Origin of the sequence: Agathobaculum desmolans ATCC 43058 (genome assembly GCF_000701665.1) — a bacterium.
Lineage (GTDB): Bacteria > Bacillota > Clostridia > Oscillospirales > Butyricicoccaceae > Agathobaculum > Agathobaculum desmolans.
This window is the reverse complement of record NZ_JNJN01000026.1, coordinates 19,547-39,739: the sequence shown is the minus strand read 5'-3', so window position 1 is coordinate 39,739 and position 20,193 is coordinate 19,547. Positions and strand designations below refer to the sequence as shown.

Annotated in this window: 16 protein-coding genes, 1 tRNA gene and 1 pseudogene; 7 read left to right on the top strand and 11 right to left on the bottom strand. The window is 58.2% G+C overall.

Going from position 1 to position 20,193, the window contains the following annotated elements; all coding sequences use genetic code 11:
* The 3 genes and pseudogenes from T363_RS0108065 to T363_RS0108055 form a co-directional block, all read right to left on the bottom strand.
* A pseudogene (locus T363_RS0108065) lies at positions 1 to 215 on the bottom strand (acryloyl-CoA reductase electron transfer subunit beta); the annotation flags it as partial.
* Between the two features lie 18 nt (positions 216 to 233).
* Complete coding sequence (acrB, locus tag T363_RS0108060) at positions 234 to 1,034, bottom strand: acryloyl-CoA reductase electron transfer subunit gamma (RefSeq protein WP_031474946.1); 801 nt, start codon at positions 1,032 to 1,034, stop codon at positions 234 to 236.
* Between the two features lie 22 nt (positions 1,035 to 1,056).
* Positions 1,057 to 2,208 carry an acyl-CoA dehydrogenase gene (locus T363_RS0108055; protein ID WP_031474944.1) on the bottom strand — a complete coding sequence of 384 codons (1,152 nt, stop codon included), beginning with the start codon at positions 2,206 to 2,208 and terminating at the stop codon, positions 1,057 to 1,059.
* A gap of 353 nt (positions 2,209 to 2,561) precedes the next feature.
* On the opposite strand from T363_RS0108055, the gene asnB reads away from it, so the two are divergent.
* A complete protein-coding gene (asnB, locus tag T363_RS0108050; protein WP_031474942.1) occupies positions 2,562 to 4,391 on the top strand; it encodes an asparagine synthase (glutamine-hydrolyzing) in 1,830 nt (609 codons plus the stop codon).
* A 354-nt stretch (positions 4,392 to 4,745) separates the two neighbouring features.
* Here the strand turns inward: asnB and T363_RS0108040 are convergent, their stop codons facing one another.
* On the bottom strand, positions 4,746 to 5,216 hold the full coding sequence (locus T363_RS0108040) for a heme-degrading domain-containing protein (protein ID WP_031474940.1): 471 nt from the start codon (positions 5,214 to 5,216) through the stop codon (positions 4,746 to 4,748).
* Between the two features lie 85 nt (positions 5,217 to 5,301).
* Between T363_RS0108040 and T363_RS0108035 the strand changes: the two genes are divergently transcribed.
* Genes T363_RS0108035 through T363_RS0108025 form a run of 3 tightly spaced genes read left to right on the top strand, consistent with a single transcriptional unit; the run spans position 5,302 to position 7,715 of the window.
* Positions 5,302 to 5,733: a hypothetical protein gene (locus T363_RS0108035; protein WP_031474938.1), complete on the top strand. Its 432-nt coding sequence runs from the start codon at positions 5,302 to 5,304 to the stop codon at positions 5,731 to 5,733.
* Positions 5,734 to 5,739: 6 nt separating this feature from the next.
* The gene (locus tag T363_RS0108030; RefSeq protein WP_051643173.1) at positions 5,740 to 7,167 is read left to right on the top strand and encodes a peptidoglycan-binding protein; all 1,428 of its coding nucleotides are present in this window, start codon (positions 5,740 to 5,742) and stop codon (positions 7,165 to 7,167) included.
* A complete protein-coding gene (locus T363_RS0108025) occupies positions 7,167 to 7,715 on the top strand; it encodes a peptidoglycan-binding domain-containing protein (protein WP_031474934.1) in 549 nt (182 codons plus the stop codon). The genes T363_RS0108030 and T363_RS0108025 overlap by 1 nt, the downstream gene beginning before the upstream one ends.
* Positions 7,716 to 7,993: 278 nt before the next feature.
* Here the strand turns inward: T363_RS0108025 and T363_RS15120 are convergent, their stop codons facing one another.
* Together T363_RS15120 and T363_RS0108015 are read right to left on the bottom strand one after the other, a co-directional pair.
* Complete coding sequence (locus tag T363_RS15120; protein ID WP_031474932.1) at positions 7,994 to 9,157, bottom strand: peptidylprolyl isomerase; 1,164 nt, start codon at positions 9,155 to 9,157, stop codon at positions 7,994 to 7,996.
* Positions 9,158 to 9,330: 173 nt separating this feature from the next.
* Entirely contained in the window at positions 9,331 to 10,533 is a 1,203-nt protein-coding gene (locus T363_RS0108015) for a nucleotide sugar dehydrogenase (protein ID WP_031474930.1), read from the bottom strand.
* A 146-nt stretch (positions 10,534 to 10,679) separates the two neighbouring features.
* Here T363_RS0108015 and epsC point away from each other — a divergent pair, with 146 nt between their 5' ends.
* Positions 10,680 to 11,345 (top strand): serine O-acetyltransferase EpsC, encoded by a 666-nt coding sequence (gene epsC, locus T363_RS0108010; protein WP_034972013.1) that lies wholly within the window; start codon positions 10,680 to 10,682, stop codon positions 11,343 to 11,345.
* Between the two features lie 58 nt (positions 11,346 to 11,403).
* Here the strand turns inward: epsC and T363_RS0108005 are convergent, their stop codons facing one another.
* From T363_RS0108005 to T363_RS0107990, 4 genes are all read right to left on the bottom strand, one after another.
* The gene (locus T363_RS0108005; protein ID WP_031474926.1) at positions 11,404 to 12,156 is read right to left on the bottom strand and encodes a copper homeostasis protein CutC; all 753 of its coding nucleotides are present in this window, start codon (positions 12,154 to 12,156) and stop codon (positions 11,404 to 11,406) included.
* A gap of 18 nt (positions 12,157 to 12,174) precedes the next feature.
* Entirely contained in the window at positions 12,175 to 13,020 is an 846-nt protein-coding gene (locus T363_RS0108000) for a hypothetical protein (protein ID WP_031474924.1), read from the bottom strand.
* A gap of 72 nt (positions 13,021 to 13,092) precedes the next feature.
* Positions 13,093 to 14,820 (bottom strand): phospho-sugar mutase, encoded by a 1,728-nt coding sequence (locus T363_RS0107995; RefSeq protein ID WP_031474922.1) that lies wholly within the window; start codon positions 14,818 to 14,820, stop codon positions 13,093 to 13,095.
* Between the two features lie 218 nt (positions 14,821 to 15,038).
* Positions 15,039 to 15,797, bottom strand: a complete 759-nt coding sequence (locus T363_RS0107990; RefSeq protein WP_031474920.1) for a MerR family transcriptional regulator — start codon at positions 15,795 to 15,797, stop codon at positions 15,039 to 15,041.
* Between the two features lie 218 nt (positions 15,798 to 16,015).
* On the opposite strand from T363_RS0107990, the gene T363_RS0107980 reads away from it, so the two are divergent.
* Positions 16,016 to 16,102 (top strand) — tRNA-Leu (locus T363_RS0107980).
* Between the two features lie 179 nt (positions 16,103 to 16,281).
* On the opposite strand, the gene T363_RS0107975 is transcribed toward T363_RS0107980, so the two are convergent.
* Positions 16,282 to 17,358 (bottom strand): 6-phosphofructokinase, encoded by a 1,077-nt coding sequence (locus tag T363_RS0107975; RefSeq protein ID WP_031474918.1) that lies wholly within the window; start codon positions 17,356 to 17,358, stop codon positions 16,282 to 16,284.
* A 315-nt stretch (positions 17,359 to 17,673) separates the two neighbouring features.
* On the opposite strand from T363_RS0107975, the gene pflB reads away from it, so the two are divergent.
* Positions 17,674 to 19,905: a formate C-acetyltransferase gene (pflB, locus tag T363_RS0107965; protein WP_031474916.1), complete on the top strand. Its 2,232-nt coding sequence runs from the start codon at positions 17,674 to 17,676 to the stop codon at positions 19,903 to 19,905.
* Positions 19,906 to 20,193 lie beyond the last annotated feature (288 nt).

The following is a 20,193-nucleotide window of genomic DNA, read 5'->3' as shown; positions in this document are numbered from 1 at the left end:
TCCGCACCGTACGCGCCCAGCTCCTTCGCCATCGCGTCGCCTACGCCCTTGCCGCCCAGCAGCAGGCCGCATACCTCGGTGCCCATATCGTCCGCGAGCTTGCGCGCTTCGCTGATCAGCTCCAGCACGGTCGGCTGCAGCTTGCCCTGACGCTGCTCACAGAATACCCATACGCCGCTGAAATCGGCGAGGTTCGTGTTATTGAAATCAGCCATTATAGTTTCTCCTTTCGATTAGATAATGTGCTTCTTCAGCAGCTCGGCAGCGAGAGTCTCAGCCGTCGCCTTATCCGCGCCCTCGAGCATCTTGCCCTGACCCTTCTGCGGGGGGGTGAAGCTCTTGAAGATGTTGGTGGGAGAACCCTTCAGGCCGATGGTGGTGGGATCGATCAGCGGATCGTCCTTGAGGGTGTTGTAGTCATATACTTCGACCGGCTTGGAGTAGCAGTCCATGATCTCGCTCAGAGACATGTAACGCGGGGTGTTCAGCTCCTTGATGCAGGTCAGCAGGCAGGGGGTCTTGGCCTGGATGGTCATATAGCCGTCCTCGAGCATACGCTTTACGGTAACGGTGTTGCCCTCTACCTTAATGTCTGCCGCGTAGGAGATCTGCGGGATGTGCAGCTTCTCCGCGATCTGCGAACCGACCTGTGCGGTGTCGCCGTCGATCGCCTGACGGCCGCAGAATACGATGTCGCCCTCCTCAAGGCCGACCTTGTTTACGGCAGCCGCGAGGATCTGGGAGGTAGCGAAGGTATCCGAACCGCCGAACTCACGGGCGGAAACCAGTACGGCCTCGTCCGCGCCGCGGGCAAGCAGCTCACGCAGCATGCCTTCTGCCGGCGGGGGACCCATGGTGATTACAACGACCTTGCAGCCGGTTGCATCCTTCAGCTGCAGAGCAGCCTCAACCGCGTTCAGGTCATCGGGGTTGGTGATGGTTTCCATAGAAGCACGGTTCAGGGTGCCGTCGGGATTGACTGCTACCTTGCCGGAGGTATCCGGAACCTGCTTTACACAAACGATTGCTTTCATAGTTCAGTTGTCCTCCTTTTCCTTAGCGCAGTACCTGACCGGCGATGACCATTCTCTGAACCTGAGAAGTGCCTTCGTAGATCTCGGTGATCTTGGCGTCGCGCATCATGCGCTCCATCGGGTACTCACGGATGTAGCCGTAGCCGCCGTAGATCTGTACGCACTTGGTGGTAACGTCCATAGCGACCTCGGAAGCGTACAGCTTGGCCATAGCGGCTTCCTTGGTGAACGGCAGGCCGACATCGTGGTTGAACGCCGCACGGCGGACCAGCAGACGGGCAGCCTCGATCTGGGTGTGCATATCGGCAACCATCCACTGCAGGCCCTGGAACTTGTCCAGCGTCTTGCCGAACTGTGCGCGCTCCTTCATGTACTGAACAGCCTTGTCCAGCGCGCCCTGCGCAATACCGAGCGCCTGAGAAGCGATACCGATACGCCCGCCGTCCAGCGTCATCATTGCGATCTTGAAGCCGCCGTTCTCCTTGCCCAGCAGACGGTCTGCCGGCAGATGAACGTCCTCAAAGATCAGCTCAGAGGTCTGGGAGCCGCGAATGCCCATCTTGTGCTCGATCTTGCCGATCGAGAAGCCCGGGTCATCCTTGTCAACGATGAAGGCAGAAATGCCCTTGTTGCCCTTGGACTTATCGGTCATCGCGAAAATAACATAAGTATCCGCACGGCCGCCGCCGGTGATGAACACCTTGGTGCCGTTCAGGATGTAAGAGCCGTCCTCCTGCTTAACAGCAACGGTCTGCTGTGCAGCGGAGTCCGTGCCCGCGTTAGGCTCGGTCAGGCCGAACGCGCCGATCTTTGCGCCTTCCTTGGGCTCGATCAGCGGGCGAAGCCACTTTTCCTTCTGCTCGGGGGTGCCGAAGTGGTAAATCGGCCACGCGCCCAGCGTGCCGTGAGCGGACATGATGCCGCCGGTGGTGCCGCAAACCTTGCTCATTTCCTCGATCGCGATCGAGTACATGACGTAGTTGCCGCCGGAGCCGCCGACTTCCTTCGGGAACTGAATGCCCATCAGGCCGTACTTCATCAGCTTCTGTACAGTCTCTTCCGGATAGCGCTCCTGCTCGTCGATCTCTGCTGCAAGCGGCTCTACTTCATTGAGCGCGAACTCGCGGCACATCTTCTGGAACAGTGCTTCTTCTTTTGTAAGCCTAAAATCCATGCCATATACCTCCCAAAAAATATTCGCGGGTGTGCACAAAAAACACAGCGCCGGTGCCTATGGGCTCCGCGCGCCGCGCCTTGAGCCGATACCCTACTTTGGAGCATGTCTATCTATATTATACTGTCTGTCAAAGATATGTCAAGGATTTAACAGACTTTTGATGGAATAATTTCGGACAATTTTTCTGTCTCTTTTTCCGTTCATTTACACCGGGTGAAATCCTGACTTTACACTCCTATTTGTATAATCTGCCCAATTCATTCGAAAATTACCGTTTTTTGCCGCACATACCTGCCCCTTTCGCCGCATACAACAGAGAGAAAGCCGACTGACAAAAGGAGGAACCGACTATGTGTGGAATCGGCGGTCTGATCGACTATGCCAACGATACGCATCAATACCAACCGGTTGCCGCCGCCATGCGGCGCACCCTTGCCCCACGCGGCCCGGATGCCGAAGGGGAATTTTGCAGCGCGGATGCGCTGCTCGTCCACCGCCGCCTGATCGTGATCGACCCGGCCGGCGGCGCACAGCCCATGTATTCGCCGGATGGCAATACTATACTAATTTATAACGGAGAGTTATATAATACACCCGAACTGCGCCAAACGCTTACTGCACACGGGCATGTCTTCCGTGGTCATTCGGATACCGAAGTGCTGCTGCATGCCTTTCTGGAATGGGGTACGGATGCGTTCTCCCGCCTGAACGGTATTTTTGCATTTGCCATCTGGCAGCAGGCCGAACGGCGGCTGATCCTATGCCGCGACCGTTTGGGGGTCAAACCGCTGTTTTATGCGCATACCGCGGACGGACTGGCATTCGGTTCGACGATCGACACCGTGCTCTGCCATCCTGCGGTGCAGCCCGAAGTGGATGAGGATGGCCTGCGCGCCCTGCTGCTGCTCGGTCCTGCCCGACCGCCTGCATACGGTATTTTCCGCCAGATCCGCTCTCTGCTGCCCGGACACTATGCCGTGCTGACGCCTGAAGCCTATGCCGACCACATCTACTGGCAGCTCGAAGCGCATGAGCACCCGGACGACCTTGAAACAACCATCGCGCACACCCACGAGCTGATCTGCGACGCCGCCGCGCGCCAGCTTGTCTCAGATGTGCCGCTGGCCTGTTTCCTCTCCGGCGGACTGGATTCCTCCATCCTTTCCATGCTGACCGCACAGCACTGCGCCGCACGCGGAGAATCGCTGCACACTTGGTCAGTGGATTATCAGGATAACGACAAGTATTTTACGAAAAGTAATTTTCAGCCAAATAGTGACAATCAGTATATTCAACTCATGGCCGATACCCTGCACACCATCCACCATAATGTAGTGATCGAACCGGCATCCCTGTGTGCCGCCCTGCTGCCCGCCGCTGAGGCGCGCGGCCTGCCCGGCATGGCAGACGTAGACTCCTCCCTGCTGCTGTTTTGCGCCGCCGTCAAGCAAAGCGGCACGACCGTATGCCTGTCCGGCGAATGTGCTGATGAGCTGTTCGGCGGCTATCCTTGGTATCATCGGGAGGAGATCCTGTTCGAGGACACCTTCCCGTGGTCGCGGTCCATCGGGCTGCGACTCGGCCTGCTTTCCCCCGGCCTGATCCAAAACGGCGAAGAATTTGTGCGCGAGCACTATCTCTCCACCTGCCGCCGCGCACCCAAGCTGTCCACGGACAGCCGCCGGGACGCCCGTATGCGGGAAATGTTTGTTTTGAACCTCGACTGGTTTATGGCGACCCTGCTCGACCGCAAGGACCGTATGAGCATGTATTCCGGGCTCGAGGTGCGTGTTCCCTTCTGCGACCACCGCATCGTCGAGTATGCCTACAATATGCCGTGGGCGTTCAAGGCGCTCGACGGCCGCGAAAAAGGCATTGTGCGCAAAGCGTTCGAACACGAACTGCCCGAAGAAATCGTCCGGCGCAAAAAGAGCCCCTATCCGAAAACCTTCCACCCGGTCTACACCCAGTTATGCGCGGATTACGTGCGCCGTATTTTTGCCGACAGCGACTCTCCGGCGGCACAATTATTTAGCCGCACCGCTGTTGAATCCCTGATGGCGCAGCCCGAAAGCCTGACCGAGCCATGGTACGGCCAGTTGATGCGCACCCCGCAAATCTTTGCCTATATCATCCAGCTCGACCACTGGTTCCGCCATTATAAGGTGCAGCTGGTCTGAGCGCAGCAGCAGGCAGCAAAAGACCGCCGCATCACTGCGGCGGTCCGAAACTGTCGAAAAACTTCGTTTTTCCGACAATCTGTGTTTGGACTTCGCCAAACACAGACGACAAAAAGTTCCTGTATAGAAACTTTTTCTCTTTCAGCGTATAAAAAATCAGGCGCATGTCCTGACTTTTTATGCATTTGCGTTGCAAATGCGGTTTTATGCGCGCTACCGCGTGGGTTGCCGATATGCGTTGGTAAGAAGCTTTTTGGACAACGCGAGACCGCCGCATCACTGCGGCGGTCCGATGTACAAAACAAGTGCGTGACACAAAAACCGATCAAAAAATACGGTATCCCGCAGCGCGTGTTACCCGCCGATCCATTCGCGCAGGGTATCGACCACCAGCCGGTGATCCTCCTGATGATCCGGCAAGCCGGAAACGCAGACCGAGCCGATCACGCCCGTGCCGCGCAGACGGATCGGAAAACCGCCGCCGCCCGCCGCATAGTCATTGGGCTCGAGCTTTCTTCCCTCTACCGTTTCACCATTTGCTTCCAGCCATGCGAGAAAATGCAGCGAGGACATTTCCATCAGCTCAACCGTGTTGCGCTTGCGGGCGAGCCACAGTTCACTGTCCGGCAGCGCGCCGTCCGGAAAATAACGGAACACGACCAGCCCGTTGACCGTGATCTCCACCGCCACCGGGATCGGCTGTTTTTTTGCATTTTCGTGCAGCTTAAGACCAAGCGCCAGCGCATCTGCACGGGAAAACTGTGTGAATTGAAGCGCCTGTTCCTCTGCCTCGCAGCGGGACAGCAAGTTTTGTTGTTCCTGCATGCTGTGATACCTGCCTTTCACCTGTATTCTGCTTTTATTATTTATTATAATATATCCCGCTCTGTTTGACAAGGAGGCCTTGCTTATGCCAGCCACAACGGACGGCAGCGCCGTGCTGCGTGTTGTTGTTACCACCGCGCTGGGTGCGCTCCCGCTCGCGGATGCCGCCGTCACGGTATCCACACCGGCGGATCAGGACGGCGCGCGCACCCTGCTTTACGCCGTGCGCACCGACGCGAGCGGTATGACCCCGCCGCTGACGCTTGCCACCCCGCCGCGCGCCAACTCGATGACGCCGGACGGCGGCACGCCCTACGCCGTTTACACAGTCGAAGCGACCCACCCCGGCTATCTGCCGCGCACCGCCCTGCACATCGCCATGTTTCCCGGCATCCCGGCCGTACTGCCCGTCGCCCTCATCCCGCTTGGGGAAACCGGCGCGTCCGCATCTCCCGGTCTGACCGCCGCCGAAAGCCCGCAGGCACTATACCATAACGAACCATCCGGAGAGGAGTGAAGCCCTATGCCCGACCGTCCGGTCGTCATCCCGGAAACCATCACCGTGCACCTCGGCCCGCCGGATGCGCCCGCTGAGAATATCACCGTGCCGTTCGCCGAATACATTAAAAACGTCGCTTCCTCCGAAATCTATCCCACCTGGCCGGAGGAAGCGATCCGCGCCAACATTTACGCGCAGGTTTCCTACGCGCTCAACCGCGTTTTTACCGAATGGTACCGCTCACAGGGTTATGATTTCGATATCACCAACTCGACCCGGTACGATCAATCCTTTGTGGCCGGGCGGGATATTTTCGAAAACATTTCCACCCTTGTAGATGAGCTGTTCAATGATTACCTGACGCGCGGCAATGCGGTCGAGCCGCTGTTTGCGCAATACTGCAACGGAACGACTGTCACCTGTCCGGGCGGGCTGAGCCAGTGGGGCACCGTGCCGCTGGCCGAGCAGGGATTAAGCGCCGAGGAAATCGTGCGGTCGTTTTACGGCAACGACATCAACATCATCCGCAACGCCCCCATCGCCCCCAACTTAGGCGGTTCGTGGCCGGGAACGGTTTTCCGGCTGGGAGATGTATCCGAAGATGTGCGCACCATCCAGAACCGCTTAAACCGCATTTCCACCAACTTTCCCACGATCCCCAAAATTTATCCCGCCGACGGCATCTATGATGCGGATACCGAACGCGCTGTCCGCGCCTTCCAGCAGCAGTTCAACCTGACGCCGGATGGCATCGCCGGCAAGGCCACGTGGTACCGGCTTGCATTTCTGTTCAACACCGTCAAACGTTTGAGCGAGCTGGACAGCGAGGGGCTGACGCTGGAGGATATTTCCCGTCAGTTCCCCGAAACCCTGCGTGAAGGAGCATCCGGGCCGGGCGTACAGCTTTTACAGTACTTCCTTGCCGTAGCCGGCGAATATTACGATCAGCTCCCCCGCTGGCAGGCAGCCGGGATCGACGGTATCTTCGGCCCGCAGACCCGCGCCGCCGCAGCTGCCTACCAGCGGATGCTCGGTCTGCCGGAAACCGGCGTAGTCGACCGGACAACTTGGAACGCGCTGGTCTCCACCTACCGCTCCATACTGGCCGCCCAGCCCACACAGGGCTGGCTGCAAGAGGTTGCCGGCCTGCCGGATATCTTTCTGGTGGAAGGGATGCGCGGCGACGCGGTCCGTCAGGCACAAATGCTCATCAATATCATCGCACGCGGCTATCCGCAGGTACCAACTGTCACGGTTGACGGTATCTTTGGCCCGGCCACGCGGGATGCAGCCGCCGTCATCCAGTCGCTTGCCGGCCTGCCTCCTACCGGCGCGATCGGCCCGCTCACATGGGAGGACATGGCACAGCTTGCGCGCAACGTACTGGGGGCTTCGCAAACCGCAGAAGGACAATATCCGGGCTATCCGGTCGGAGAGGAGGCAAATGCCTGATGTATACCGATTCCCAGCGCCGCACGCACATTTATGATTTGCAGCGTTTTCTGCGCCGCGTGCAGCAGGCAGGCGGTCATCCGCATCCACTTATACCGGACGGCATCTTCGGCCCGGAAACTTCCGCCGGACTGCGCGCCTTCCAGCAGCAAAACGGGCTGCCCGTCACCGGCACAGCGGATCTCGACACGTGGACGCTGCTGTACGACCGCTATCTTGCCCTTGCTGCCGCCGATCTGCCGCCCGCCGCGCCCGCGTTTTTCCCCACCGCGCCGGATGCCACACTGCGGGCAGATAGCCGCGGCCCGGCCGTTTTCGTCCTGCAGCTGCTGCTCAGCTCTGCCGTCCCGCATTTCACAGATACCGCCCCGATCCCACTGACCGGCGTGTATGACACAGACACCGCACGCGCCGTGCGGCAAGCACAGCAAGCTTTTCTGCTGCCCCCGACAGGTGAAACCGACCGCGCCACATGGGATGCGCTCGTCCATCTGCACGACAGCCTGTTCGAACGTCCGCCCCTTCTCTGGCTGCTGGAAAACCGCTGAGCAGGGCAAGCGGCAGTGCAGTCTCGCCGGGTGTCATCCAAAAAAACAATCCCCTTACGGAAGTAATTCCGCTCTTAAAGCATAAAAGTCAGGCTATATGCCTGACTTCAGCTTGCCGAAAAAGTATTGTAGCGATGGGTGTCAATCATACGCGCATCAAACAGTATTTGCGCGCAAATGCATAAAAAGTCAGGACATGAGCCTGACTTTTTATCTGTTCCATTTACAATGAGGATCTTCCAAACGCCGCTCATACGAACTGCCGGCAGTCCCTGTCCTTATTCCTGCGGCTGCTCGGTCTGCTCCTCGCCGTCCGCCGGGATCTGCATGGATGCCACGGCATCGAACGCCGCCAGACGCGCCTGCACGTCCGCCGGCAGGTACTCGCGCAGGTTCTGATAGGTGATCTGATCGAACACCTCGGTGGTCTGCACATCCGCTTCCTTAATCCACTGGTTCATCAGATCTTCAATCGTGCCGCTGACCGCCGTGGTAAGCGCATTCTTGTAATTTTCAAACTGACCTTCGTAATCCACCGGCACACGCTTGATAATATGATAACCGTAATCCGATTTCACCAAACCGGATACCTCATCTTCACCCAGCGCCTTGGCTGCGTCGTAGAACGCGGTTACCATCTCACCCTCGGTGAAGATATAGCCGTCCGGATTGCCCGACAGGCCGGGATCCTCGCTGTTTTCCTGCATCAGGGCATCGAAGTCCTCCCCTGCATGCAGCCGGTCAAGGATCTTCTGCGCCTCGGCCTTGGCCTCCTCCTCCGTGCGGATCTGTTCGCCGGTAGTGGAGTCGGTCATCGAGATCAGGATATGCTTGGCGGCAAGATAATTGTCGCGGAAATACTGCATCAGTTCTTCTTCGCTCGGCGCGGCAGCGCCGTTTTCACCAAAGAAATACTCGCCAAGCGTATTGATGCACTCCTGCGAATAGCTCATGTTGCAGTAACCCAGATCGGAAAAACCATTTTCCGCAAGGAAGTTGAGATAATTCTCCTCCCCGCCGAGCTGATCGATCATAGACTGACGGGTCCGCTTCAGCGCCTTGCGAGCCGCAAAGGGCACTTCAAGACCGTTTTCCGCCAGCTTCTGGCGCGCCACATACAGATAGGCTATCTGCCCCTTAACGTTTTCGTACAGGTAGGGGCCCATTTCCTTACCGATCGAGTCAATGGTATACTCGCCCTCCATACCGAACATCTGCGCATACTGCTGATAAGTAGACACGGTGTTCAGCAGAATCAGCTGCATGTAGCCCGCATACTCGTCCGCATGGACTTCCTCGCCGTTGATCGTCATAACGACCGGCGCATCTGTCTGCGGTTTTTCGTAGTTTATCACCATACCGGCCGAGCCCCACACCGTAGCGCCCATCACAACAGCCAGCATCACGACCAGCGCGACCGCGCGCTGCACCCATTTGCTCATGTTACGATTCTCCTTGCTATCAAAAACTAAAACAAACTTTAATCAGTATAGCACCTTTGCGCTGCTGATACAAGGATAATCACAAAAAAGTCACAATTATACCATCTGGCGAACCGCAGCACGCCCCATATAAAAGCGGTGCAGTTTTCATGCTGCACCGCTTTTTGTTCCGCTTACTCCATTAGACCGACACAGTCGTAATGCGGCTTTTCGGCAATCAACTTTTTGTTATCTTTGAATAGAGTATGACCCAGCGTAATCACCAGATAATCCGCCTTGGCTAAAACCTCCTCAAAGGAGACGTTCGGGATGCCCTGCACCGCACTTTCCTGCGAGAACGGCTCGCAGGCGATGACGTTTACGCCCTTCTCCTGCAAAATGTGGCACAGCTCGATCGAGGGGGACTCGCGCATATCGTCCACATCCGGCTTATAGGACAAGCCGAGCACACCGACGGTATCCGTCACCTTACCCAGCTCGGAAACCACCTTGTTCGCCACAAAGCGGGGCTTGTTTTCATTGCGCTCACGCGCGGCAAGGATCACCTTGGCCTCCGCCGGGAACTGCTCGTAAATAAACCACGGATCGACCGCGATGCAGTGTCCGCCGACGCCGACGCCCGGCGTCAGGATATTGACGCGCGGATGGCAGTTGGCCAATTTGATCAGCTCGAATACATCGATGCCCATTTTATCACAGATGACCGAAAGCTCGTTTGCATAGGCGATGTTGACATCGCGGAAGGTGTTTTCGGTCAGCTTGCACATTTCGGCAGTCAGGTCGTCGGTCTTGTGGACGATCCCCTTATCCAGCACCTTTTCGTAAATGGCGGCCGCCATTTCAGCCGCTTCGGGCGTGCGCGCGCCGACGATGCGGTCGTTGTTCTTCAGCTCATACATCATATTACCCGGGATGACCCGCTCCGGACAGTGCGCCACATGGATCTCCTCCATCGGGATGCCGGATTCTTCCGAAAGCACACGGGCGAGCATTTCGCTGGTGTGCGGCGGCACGGTGGATTCGAGAATCACCAGATTGGACGGCGCAAGCAGCTTGCCCGCCATCCGGCCGGCGGACTCGACAAACTTGAGATCTGCCTTATGCGTACCGGTCTCATCCTGATAAAACGGTGTGGGCACTGCAATGTAAAATACATCGGACGGAGCCAGCTCGCTTGAGAAATGCAGATGCCCATGGCTGACTGCCGTTTCAAACGCTTGCTGCAGCCCCGGCTCAACAATATGGATATGGCCGCCCTGCAGCGTTTCTATTGTTTTTTCATTTACGTCGAAGCCGCAAACCTCAAAACCGGCCTCCGCCAGTGTGATCGCGGTGGGCAGGCCGATATAGCCCAGCCCCATGACAGTAATTTTCATAATTTTCTTACCTCGTTCAGAAAAATCTTCTTACATTATACCACTTTTTCCGCAGATTTCAACGTAGTGTTTGAATTTTCGCCGCAAAGCGTCTATAATGATAAATACCCCGCAATTCACACTGTTTTGATAGGATGATTTTTATGATCTTCAAAGGGCTTTTAGACGATGCGCGTTCTATCCGCGACCGCGACCCTGCTGCGCGCACCACACTGGAGGTTTTCCTTCTCTATCAGGGCTTTCACGCCCTGATCCTGCACCGGCAGGCGCATTGGCTCTATCAGCACAAGCGATTCTTTCTGGCGCGCTGGCTCAGCCAGTTTGCCCGCCACCTGACCGGCATTGAGATCCACCCCGGCGCGACCATCGGCCGCCGTCTGTTTATCGACCACGGCATGGGCATCGTCATCGGCGAAACCGCCGAGATCGGCGATGACTGCACGATCTACCACGGCGTCACCCTTGGCGGCACGGGACACGATACCGGCAAGCGCCATCCAACCATCGGCAACAATGTTCTGATCTCGACCGGCGCCAAGGTGCTCGGCCCGTTTAAGGTGGGCGACAACAGCCGCATCGGCGCCAATGCCGTTGTGCTGCAGGAGGTCCCGCCCGGCTCGACCGTGGTCGGCGTGAAGGCACGTGTGGTCAAGATCGACGGCCTGCGGGTATCCAGCCCCTCCTACGATCTCGACCAGATCCATCTGCCCGACCCGCTTGCGCAGGAGCTGTGCCGCCTGCAAAGCCGCGTTTATGCCAACGAGCAAAAGCTCAAGCGCGAAGAGCAGCGCGACCACGAAGCCGACGAATAACCCACATAGCCAAACCAGCCCGCGGAACCGACTACCGTTCCGCGGGCTGGCTGCTGTTTTAAGCGGGACACAGGGCATCCAGCGCCGCCCGTGCGGCTCGCACCGCCGCCCCATCGCACCGCACGATCGCAAATTCGCTGAGACCGGGCTGCCCCATCGGCACGCCCTCCCGGCGGAAACGCATACCGCTCTCCACCGTGTGCTTGGCGGAAAGGTGGAACGCATCTGCGCCGGTCTGCGGCTGTAAGCGGCGGATGACCGCAGCGTTCACCCCCGCGCCGATCAAAATCTGCGGTTTTCCCCGCGCGGCCTGCACCAGCTGCCGCAGCAGTGCCGCCCCCTGCGTGCACGCCGCCTGCTGTCCTGAGGTCAGTATGGTATCCACGCCGAGCGCCCGCGCGGTCTCCAGCGCCTCCAGCGGATCACGGCATACGTCAAACGCGCGGTGCAGCGTCACCCCGCATCCGCCTGCCAACTCGATCAGCCCCGCCATGCGCGCCGCGTCCAGCGTGCCGTCCTCCCGCAGAATGCCGATCACCACACCATCCGCGCCGAGCGCGGCAAACCGCCGCACCTGCCGCCGCAGCAGCTCATACTCCGCATCCGAATACAGAAAATCCCCGCTGCGCGGGCGCAGGAGCACCCGCACCGGAATATCCACCCGCTCGCGCACCATGCGGTACATGTCCTCATCCGGTGAAAGCCCGCCCGCCGCCAGTGCGCTGCACAGCTCGATCCGCGTAGCGCCGCTGCGCGCCGCCGTGACCGCGCTTTCCACCGAATCCGCGCAAACCTCCAATACCTTCGGCATAATTTCTATCTTTCCTCCTTACCGCTTCAGCGTCCGTACCGTGCGCACGGTTTCACCATTGCCCGCGGTATCACCTGTATAAATTTCCCGAATGCAGATCCCCTGCGCATCAAAGATCCGTTTGATGCGCAGCGCGAGTACCCCAGCGCTGTAATATTCTTCCGTACATGTCCCGCTGCCATCCGGTGCGTCGATATACGTGTAGAAATTTTCCTGATCAACAACACCATACTTCCGTATCACGGTATGCGTTTCCCGACCCTTTTCATCATAGGCCGATTCCATGCAAAACACACCATTCGGGCTTTGCATATACAGCATTCTGCCCGCATAGTCAGTGACCCAGCTATTCTCGATCATGCCGCGCGCTTTACCGTGCTCCGCCATTCGACACAGCCATGTGCCGTCCGCCTGTGGCATATAAGTATAGAACGCAGCATACTCCAGCATCCCCTCCCGATACCGTTCCTCCACGTGCTTCCGCCCCTGTCCATCATAGGCGAAGCGCGTTTGCGAAACCGTACCGTCCCCGCCGTGATAGGTACTGCCGGTGCAGTTTCCCGCAGCATCATATTGCAGAGTTTCCATACAGGTTGTGGACAGTTCCCCGCCCGCCCATAGAGTACCGACCAGACGGTGGTTCCGATCATACGCCCGGACGGTATACTGCGGCGGCGTCTGTCCATCCACCCCGCTTCGGTCGATCTCGCAGTCAAAGCGCACCGCATGGGGAAGCTGCTGCGCAAATTCCGCCAATCCCGGAATGCTCCCCGGCACAACCACATGCTCTACCCAAGCCGTTCCGCCCATCACCACAGCGGATAGCGCAAGCCCTGCCAGCACTCTCGGCAGGATACGTGCCATATCAATCCCTCCAAAATGCCGCAAGGGCGTGCGTCGGAACCCGGCGCACGCCCTTGTTGGAACCATTATTTTTTACTGAACGATCTCCTTCGCTGCGGCAGCCAGCGCATCCACCTTGGCGGCAGCCTCCGCCTTGTCCGCGCCCTTCGCCATAATATAAACCTTAACCTTCGGCTCAGTGCCGGAGGGACGGATGATGAACGTCGTACCGCCTTCCAGCTCGTAGTACATTACATTCTGCCCCTTCAGCTCTATCTCTTCCGCCGCGCCGTCCGCCATGCAGGTGCGGGTGCCCGGCATATAATCGCGGGTGAACTCGACCTTGTCCGGGCCGATCTGCGTCAGCGGCTGCGCGCGCAGCTCAGCCATCAGCTCCTTCATGCGCTGCAGGCCGGATACGCCCGGCATGGTGATCGAAATGGTCTGCTCGCAATAGTAGCCGTACTTTTCGTACATCTCCTCCATTGCGTCATACAGGGTCTTGCCCTGCGTGCGGTAATAAGCCGCCATCTCTGCAATCAGCATGGAAGCGGTGACCGCATCCTTATCACGGGCATAATCGCCGCACAGATAACCGTAGCTCTCCTCAAAGGCGAAGATATAACGGTGCGATCCGCTCTTTTCAAACTGCTTGATCTTTTCCGCCAGGAACTTAAAGCCGGTAAAAGTATCAAAGCACGCCACACCGTTTTTTTCTGCCGCGGCACGCGCCATTTCGGTGGTTACAATGCTTTTGAGTACCGCCGGGTGCTTGGGCATGGTGCCTGTCAGTTTTTTGGCAGTAATGATATAATCGGTCAGCAAAACGCCCACCTGATTGCCCGACAGCGTGACATACTCGCCGGTTTTATCCTTCAGCATAATACCGGTGCGGTCTGCATCCGGATCGGTGCCGATGATCAAATCGACATCGTTCTGCTTAGCCAGTTCAATGGCAAGTGTGAAACCTTCCTTGTATTCCGGATTGGGGTTTTTGACCGTCGGAAAATCACCGTCGATCTTCATCTGCTCGGGCTCGCAGATGATGTGCTTATAGCCGAGGCGGCGCAGGATCTCCGGTACCAGACGATAGCCCGCGCCGTGGAACGGGGTGTAAACCAGCTTAAACTCGTCCGCTACCTGCTTCACACAGTCCGGATTGACCGCCACCTTGATGACTTCGTCCAGATACGCTTCGTCAGTTTCCGCCGACAGAATACGGATCATGCCGCTGGCCACCAAAGCATCGTAGTCACCCGTGCGTACACCGGTGAAGATATCGGTCGCCGCCATTTCCTTGGCGACCACGTCGGCTTCCGCGGGGGGAAGCTGGGCACCGTCCTCCCAATAGACCTTGTAGCCGTTATACTCCTTGGGGTTGTGGGAGGCGGTGATATTGATGCCCGCAATGCAGCCGTAATGGCGGATCGCAAACGAAAGCTCCGGCGTGGGACGCAGCTCATCGAACAGCAGGGTTTTGATCCCGCTTGCCGCGAGGATGCAGGCAGACTGACGGGCAAACTCCGCCGAGAAATGGCGGCTGTCATACGCGATAGCAACACCGCGGTCCATGGCAGACTTGCCGTTGGACACGATCAGGTTGGCAAGACCCTGTGCCGCCTGCCCGACCGTAAAGCGGTTCATCCGGTTCAGACCGACGCCGAGCACACCGCGCAGACCCGCCGTACCGAAGGACAGCGGCGCGAAAAAGCGGCTCTCCACCTCTTCCCGATCCTGCTCGACAGCTTTCAGCTCCGCACGCTCTTCTTCGGAAAGAGCGGGATTTTCCAACCAACGCTTATATTCCGACATAAAATCCATTGGGATCACCTCATCCTGTTATTTAACTGCGCTGGCAGCAGCGCACGTTATCTATATAAATTATACAATATCTATCTGTCAATGCAAGGGCTTTTGCGCGAATTCGTAAAATGTCTTGCATACATCTGGAAGATTATATAATGGAAGATTATATAATTTTTCACCTCGTTTTTTGTGCACTTCAGGCGGTGATTTTCACTTTTTACAACCCAACAGCCTTATTTTGCCCAGTGCTGCACCGCATCACATAAAAAGCGGGCGCAGCCCGGCAAACGCCGGTCATAATACGCGGCAAAGCGTTCATCCGTCACATACCCTTCGGCAAGCGCCTGATGCGCCTCGGCGCTGTACTCCTTCCACGTCATCCCCAGCCACGTTTTGTGCAGCCGCACGATGCGCTCCCCCTCCGGCCCGGCCGGATCGCTGCCGTGCCGCACCGCCTGCTCAAGCGCCTGCTGCACTTCCTCCTTCAGGGCTTCAAAGCGTTCGTAATCCGCCTCACTCATACCAAGCAGACGGGCATTGGCCGCATCCGCCTGCGCATCACCATAGCGGGCGCGCACCTCCGCGCCGTACTGCGCCTCATTTTCCTGCACGATGCGCTGCTTAAATGCCTCAAACTTTTCTCTATCCTGCATCGTATCTCCTTTCTCCAGCGTGTGAATGGTTTTCTGTACGGTCTCGATCAGGGCACTTGTCTGCGCCTGCCGTGCATACAGTGCGGACAAATGCGAGCGCAGTGCCGTCAGCCGGTCGAAATCATCCGCCTGCACGATACGGGCGATCTCACGCAGCGGCACACCCAGCGCCCGGTAAAACAAGATCTGCTGCAGCAGATCGACTTCACGCGGACCGTACAGACGGTAGCCAGCCGCCGTTGCACCGCACGGATGCAGCAGGCCAATCGAATCATAATACCGCAGGGTGCGCGTGCTGATGCCGGCCAGCTCCGCCAGCGCGTGAATGCTGTATTCCATTGCTTTCCCTCCTCATCTGCTTTCAGTATACCGGTTGACGCAACGGCAGGGTCAAGCCTTTTTTTATTTTTTCCATACTTCTCATCAAAAAAACAGCGGCAGCCTGTCCACCGCTGCCGGCTGCCATATATAATAAGGTATACATTTTCCGTCCCCGCCGGCACTTTCCGCATGTTCCGGTTTGACAGCCCGCATCCGGTCTGTTATAATCATATCATGCCGCCATGGCGGAACTGGTAGACGCAGGGGACTTAAAATCCCCCGGTAGCGATACTGTGCCGGTTCGATTCCGGCTGGCGGCACCACGCATCCTGCCCGCACTCTTTGAAAAGAGTGCGGGCTTTTTATTTTGAGAGGCTTCCCCCCCTTGTGCGCCTGCCGCGCGTGCGGCATCGTCTCCCGCCCGCCGCAGCGGGCGAAATCCCCCGCTGCCCGCAGGCGGTGAAAAACCCCTTATATATAATAAGGTATACACACGTCTTTTTCAGTCACCCATCGAAAGGCCGAGCGCACGCGCCGCGCGCACTACTTCCCCATCGGGCGGCACGGTTTTCAGCTTGCCCGCCACCTCGGACAGCGGCACCGGCACGATGCGGTCGTTTTGCAGCGCGACCATATAGCCGTATTTTTTCTCCCGGATGAGCTGCGCCGCCGCCACACCGAAACGGCTGGTCAGCAGCCGGTCTGCCGGGCAAGGCGCGCCGCCGCGCTGGTAATGCCCGGGGATGGTCACGCGGATCTCTTGCCCGGTCAGCTCGCGCAGCTCGTCCGCAATGCGGTAGGAGATGGACGGATACGGCATTTTTTCGCGCGCCGCCTTAAACTCCTTTTTGCTCATTTTGGCTTCTTCCTGACTGACCGCGCCCTCTGCCACCGCAAGGATGGAAAAGCGCTTGCCGCTCTGCTCACGCTTTTGGATCGCTTTGGCGATCGCCTTGGCGCTGTACGGGATCTCGGGAATGACGATCACATCCGCCCCCGAAGCGATGCCGGCATACAGCGTCAGCCATCCGGCCTTGTGCCCCATAACCTCCACAATAAACACGCGCGAGTGGGAGAACGCGGTCGAGTGGATGGAATCGATCACCGCAGAGGCGATATCGATCGCGGACTGGAAGCCGAAGGTCAGTTCGGTGCCCCACAGGTCGTTGTCGATGGTCTTGGGCAGGGTCACCACGTTCACACCGTTTTGGCTGAGCAGATTGGCGGTTTTATGCGTGCCGTTGCCGCCGAGGATCACGAGGCAGTCGAAGCCCTCGTCACGCACGGTTTTGAGCATTTTTTCGAGCTTGGTCTCCTCGCTGTCCTCCTTGGCCTTCTGCATCTCCTTAAACGGCTGGCGCGAGGTGCCGAGGATCGTGCCGCCCACCGTCAGGATATCGGAAAAATCCTTGGGGCTCATCACATGGTAATCGCCCTCGATCAGGCCGCGGTATCCGTCCCGAATGCCGTAAATGGTCACTTTATTGCCCAGCTCGTTGTACAGGGTCTTTGCCACGCCGCGCAGCGCCGCATTCAGACCCTGGCAGTCGCCGCCGCTCGTCAACATACCGATTTTCATTCGTGTCGCCTCCTGTATCGTTTGATTACCTTTATGATACCCCTTTTTTCGCCGCTTGTGAAGATTTTTTCACCCATCTGCCCGCCTATTTTTTTCGGCATCTTCTCCTGTTTATGCCGGTTTCGGACGAAAATATTTGTGCGCTTCGTTGGTTGCCTGCCCGTGTTTTTTATGCTATGCTAAAGCAAGACAGGTTCCCTGCAACTGACGGACTTAAGGTGGAATGCAAACCACCGGGAAACAGGGAGCGCCTATTATTATGCTGCCCTTTTTTATTTGCAAATGGGCAGCCGCACAAAAAAGGAGAACTGCATCATGGCAAACGCATGGAATACCTTTGTAAGCGGCGATTGGCAGAAGGAGATCAACGTCCGCGACTTCATCCAGAAAAACTACACCCCTTATGACGGCGACGGCAGCTTTCTCGCCGGGCCGACCGACCGCACGCAGGCGGTGCGCGCGCAGTTTGACGCGCTGCTCGCCGAAGAGCGTGAAAAGGGCGGCGTGCGCAGCATCGACACGGAAACCGTCATCAACATCACGGCGTTCGGCCCGGGCTACCTTGACCGGGCGCGCAAGATCATCGTCGGCCTGCAGACCGACGAACCCCTCAAGCGCGCCTGCAATCCGTTCGGCGGGATGCGCATGGTGCGCGACGCCTGCAAGCAGTACGGATATGAGGTCTCCCCGCAGATCGAGGAGCAGTTCAAATATCACAAAACCCATAACGACGGCGTATTTGCCGCCTACACCAAGGATGTGCGCGAGGCGCGCCATGTCGGCCTGCTGACCGGCCTGCCGGACGCCTACGGCCGCGGCCGCATCATCGGCGACTACCGCCGCGTGGCGCTCTACGGCGTTGACCGTCTGATCGCGGAAAAGCAGCGCGACAAGGATGCGCTCGGCGAAGTGCCGACCACCGAGGCGCAGATCCGCACCGCCGAAGAGTTGAGCGACCAGATCAAGGCGCTGCGCGATATGATCAAAATGGCGGCATCCTACGGGTACGATATCGCCCGCCCGGCGGAAACCGCCCGGGAAGCCGTGCAGTGGCTGTACTTCGGCTACCTCGCAGGCATCAAGGAGCAGAACGGCGCGGCAATGAGCCTTGGCCGCACCTCCACCTTCCTCGATATCTATTTTGAGCGGGATATCAAGGCCGGTATCCTGACCGAAAGCGAAGCGCAGGAAATCATGGATGATTTTGTGCTGCACCTGCGCATGGCGCGCCACCTGCGCACCCCCGAATACAACGAACTGTTCGGCGGTGACCCGATGTGGATCACCGAAGCAGTCGGCGGCATCGGCGAGGACGGCCGCCATATGGTCACCCGCAACAGCTACCGTATGCTCAACACCCTGTACAACCTGAACCCTGCCGCCGAGCCGAACCTGACCGTTCTGTGGAGCGAGCAGTTACCCACAAACTGGAAGAAATTCATCGCCAAGGTTTCGATCGACACAGATGCGCTGCAGTACGAGAACGACGACGTGATGCGCCCCTATTACGGGGATGATTACGCCATCGCTTGCTGTGTTTCCGCCATGCGCGTGGGCAAGGATATGCAGTTCTTCGGTGCGCGTGCCAACATCGCCAAGCTTATGATGATGGCGATCAACGGCGGCCGCGATGAAAACAAGCTCGAGCAGGTCGGCCCCGCGCTGCCGGTCATGGAGGGTGACGTGCTCGACTATGACGAGGTTTGCCGCCGCATCGACTTTTACCGTCCGTGGTTGGCCAAAACTTATATCTCCGCTATGAACACCATCCACTATATGCACGATAAATACGCCTACGAAAGCAGCCAGATGGCACTGCACGACACCGATGTACGCCGCCTGATGGCCTTCGGCATTGCAGGCATGAGCTGCATGGCGGATTCGCTTTCTGCGATCAAATACGCCAAGGTTCGTCCCATCCGCGACGAAAACACCGGCATCATCGTCGATTTTGCGATTGAGGGGGACTTCCCCAAGTTCGGCAACGATGACGACCGCGTGGATGCCATCGCCTGCGAGCAGGTAGAAAAATTCTATCAGGCGCTGACGCAGTTCCCGCTGTACCGCGGCGCGGTCCATACCCTGTCCATCCTGACGATCACCTCCAACGTGATGTACGGCAAAAAAACCGGCAATACCCCGGACGGCCGCCGCCGCGGCGAGCCGCTCGCACCGGGCGCCAACCCGATGTCCGGCCGCGACCAGTCGGGCGCGCTGGCCTCGCTCAACTCCGTCGCCAAGCTCAGCTACGATTACTGCCGCGACGGTATTTCCAACACCTTCTCGATCACCCCGGGCGCACTCGGCAAAACCGATGCAGAGCGGGTGGACAATCTCGTGGCTATCATGGGCGGCTATTTTGCGCAAAACGCACACCACCTGAATGTCAACGTGCTCAACCGCGATACGCTGCTGGCCGCCTATGAGCATCCCGAGCAGTATCCCAACCTGACCATCCGCGTATCGGGCTATGCGGTCAACTTCTATAAGCTCAGCCGTGAGCAGCAGCGCGAAGTCATTTCCCGCACCTTCCACGAAGCGATCTGATTTCCCCCTCCCTGCGGGCAGGCCGCCTCTCCCCCGAAAAACCGATGCCGCCTGCCCAAAGCGGATTCCGGGGTGCGCCCCGGAAACGCTGTTCTGATCCTGCGGACCGGGCGGCAGCCGGAAACAGGTACTTTACTTTTACGCGCGCAGCGCGTCCTGAAGGAAGCGGGATGATTCGCAAGAGGGGAGAAACCATCGGTGTCTCCCCTCTTGTGCGCCCGCCGCGCAGACGGAATGTCCTTTGCTTTGCAAAAGCATCCCCTGCACGCATCATTTGTATGAAAGGTT

Coding starts and splice junctions, on each gene's coding strand:
- T363_RS0108040 (WP_031474940.1), bottom strand. CDS start 5,216: ATGCAGGAACAACAAAACTTGCTGTCCCGCTGCGAGGCAGAGGAACAG.
- T363_RS0107975 (WP_031474918.1), bottom strand. CDS start 17,358: ATGAAAATCGGTATGTTGACGAGCGGCGGCGACTGCCAGGGTCTGAAT.
- T363_RS0108025 (WP_031474934.1), top strand. CDS start 7,167: ATGTATACCGATTCCCAGCGCCGCACGCACATTTATGATTTGCAGCGT.
- T363_RS0108035 (WP_031474938.1), top strand. CDS start 5,302: ATGCCAGCCACAACGGACGGCAGCGCCGTGCTGCGTGTTGTTGTTACC.
- T363_RS0108005 (WP_031474926.1), bottom strand. CDS start 12,156: ATGCCGAAGGTATTGGAGGTTTGCGCGGATTCGGTGGAAAGCGCGGTC.
- T363_RS0108030 (WP_051643173.1), top strand. CDS start 5,740: ATGCCCGACCGTCCGGTCGTCATCCCGGAAACCATCACCGTGCACCTC.
- T363_RS0107990 (WP_031474920.1), bottom strand. CDS start 15,797: ATGGAATACAGCATTCACGCGCTGGCGGAGCTGGCCGGCATCAGCACG.
- pflB (WP_031474916.1), top strand. CDS start 17,674: ATGGCAAACGCATGGAATACCTTTGTAAGCGGCGATTGGCAGAAGGAG.
- T363_RS0108055 (WP_031474944.1), bottom strand. CDS start 2,208: ATGGATTTTAGGCTTACAAAAGAAGAAGCACTGTTCCAGAAGATGTGC.
- T363_RS0108000 (WP_031474924.1), bottom strand. CDS start 13,020: ATGGCACGTATCCTGCCGAGAGTGCTGGCAGGGCTTGCGCTATCCGCT.
- asnB (WP_031474942.1), top strand. CDS start 2,562: ATGTGTGGAATCGGCGGTCTGATCGACTATGCCAACGATACGCATCAA.
- T363_RS0108015 (WP_031474930.1), bottom strand. CDS start 10,533: ATGAAAATTACTGTCATGGGGCTGGGCTATATCGGCCTGCCCACCGCG.
- T363_RS0107995 (WP_031474922.1), bottom strand. CDS start 14,820: ATGGATTTTATGTCGGAATATAAGCGTTGGTTGGAAAATCCCGCTCTT.
- acrB (WP_031474946.1), bottom strand. CDS start 1,034: ATGAAAGCAATCGTTTGTGTAAAGCAGGTTCCGGATACCTCCGGCAAG.
- T363_RS15120 (WP_031474932.1), bottom strand. CDS start 9,157: ATGAGCAAATGGGTGCAGCGCGCGGTCGCGCTGGTCGTGATGCTGGCT.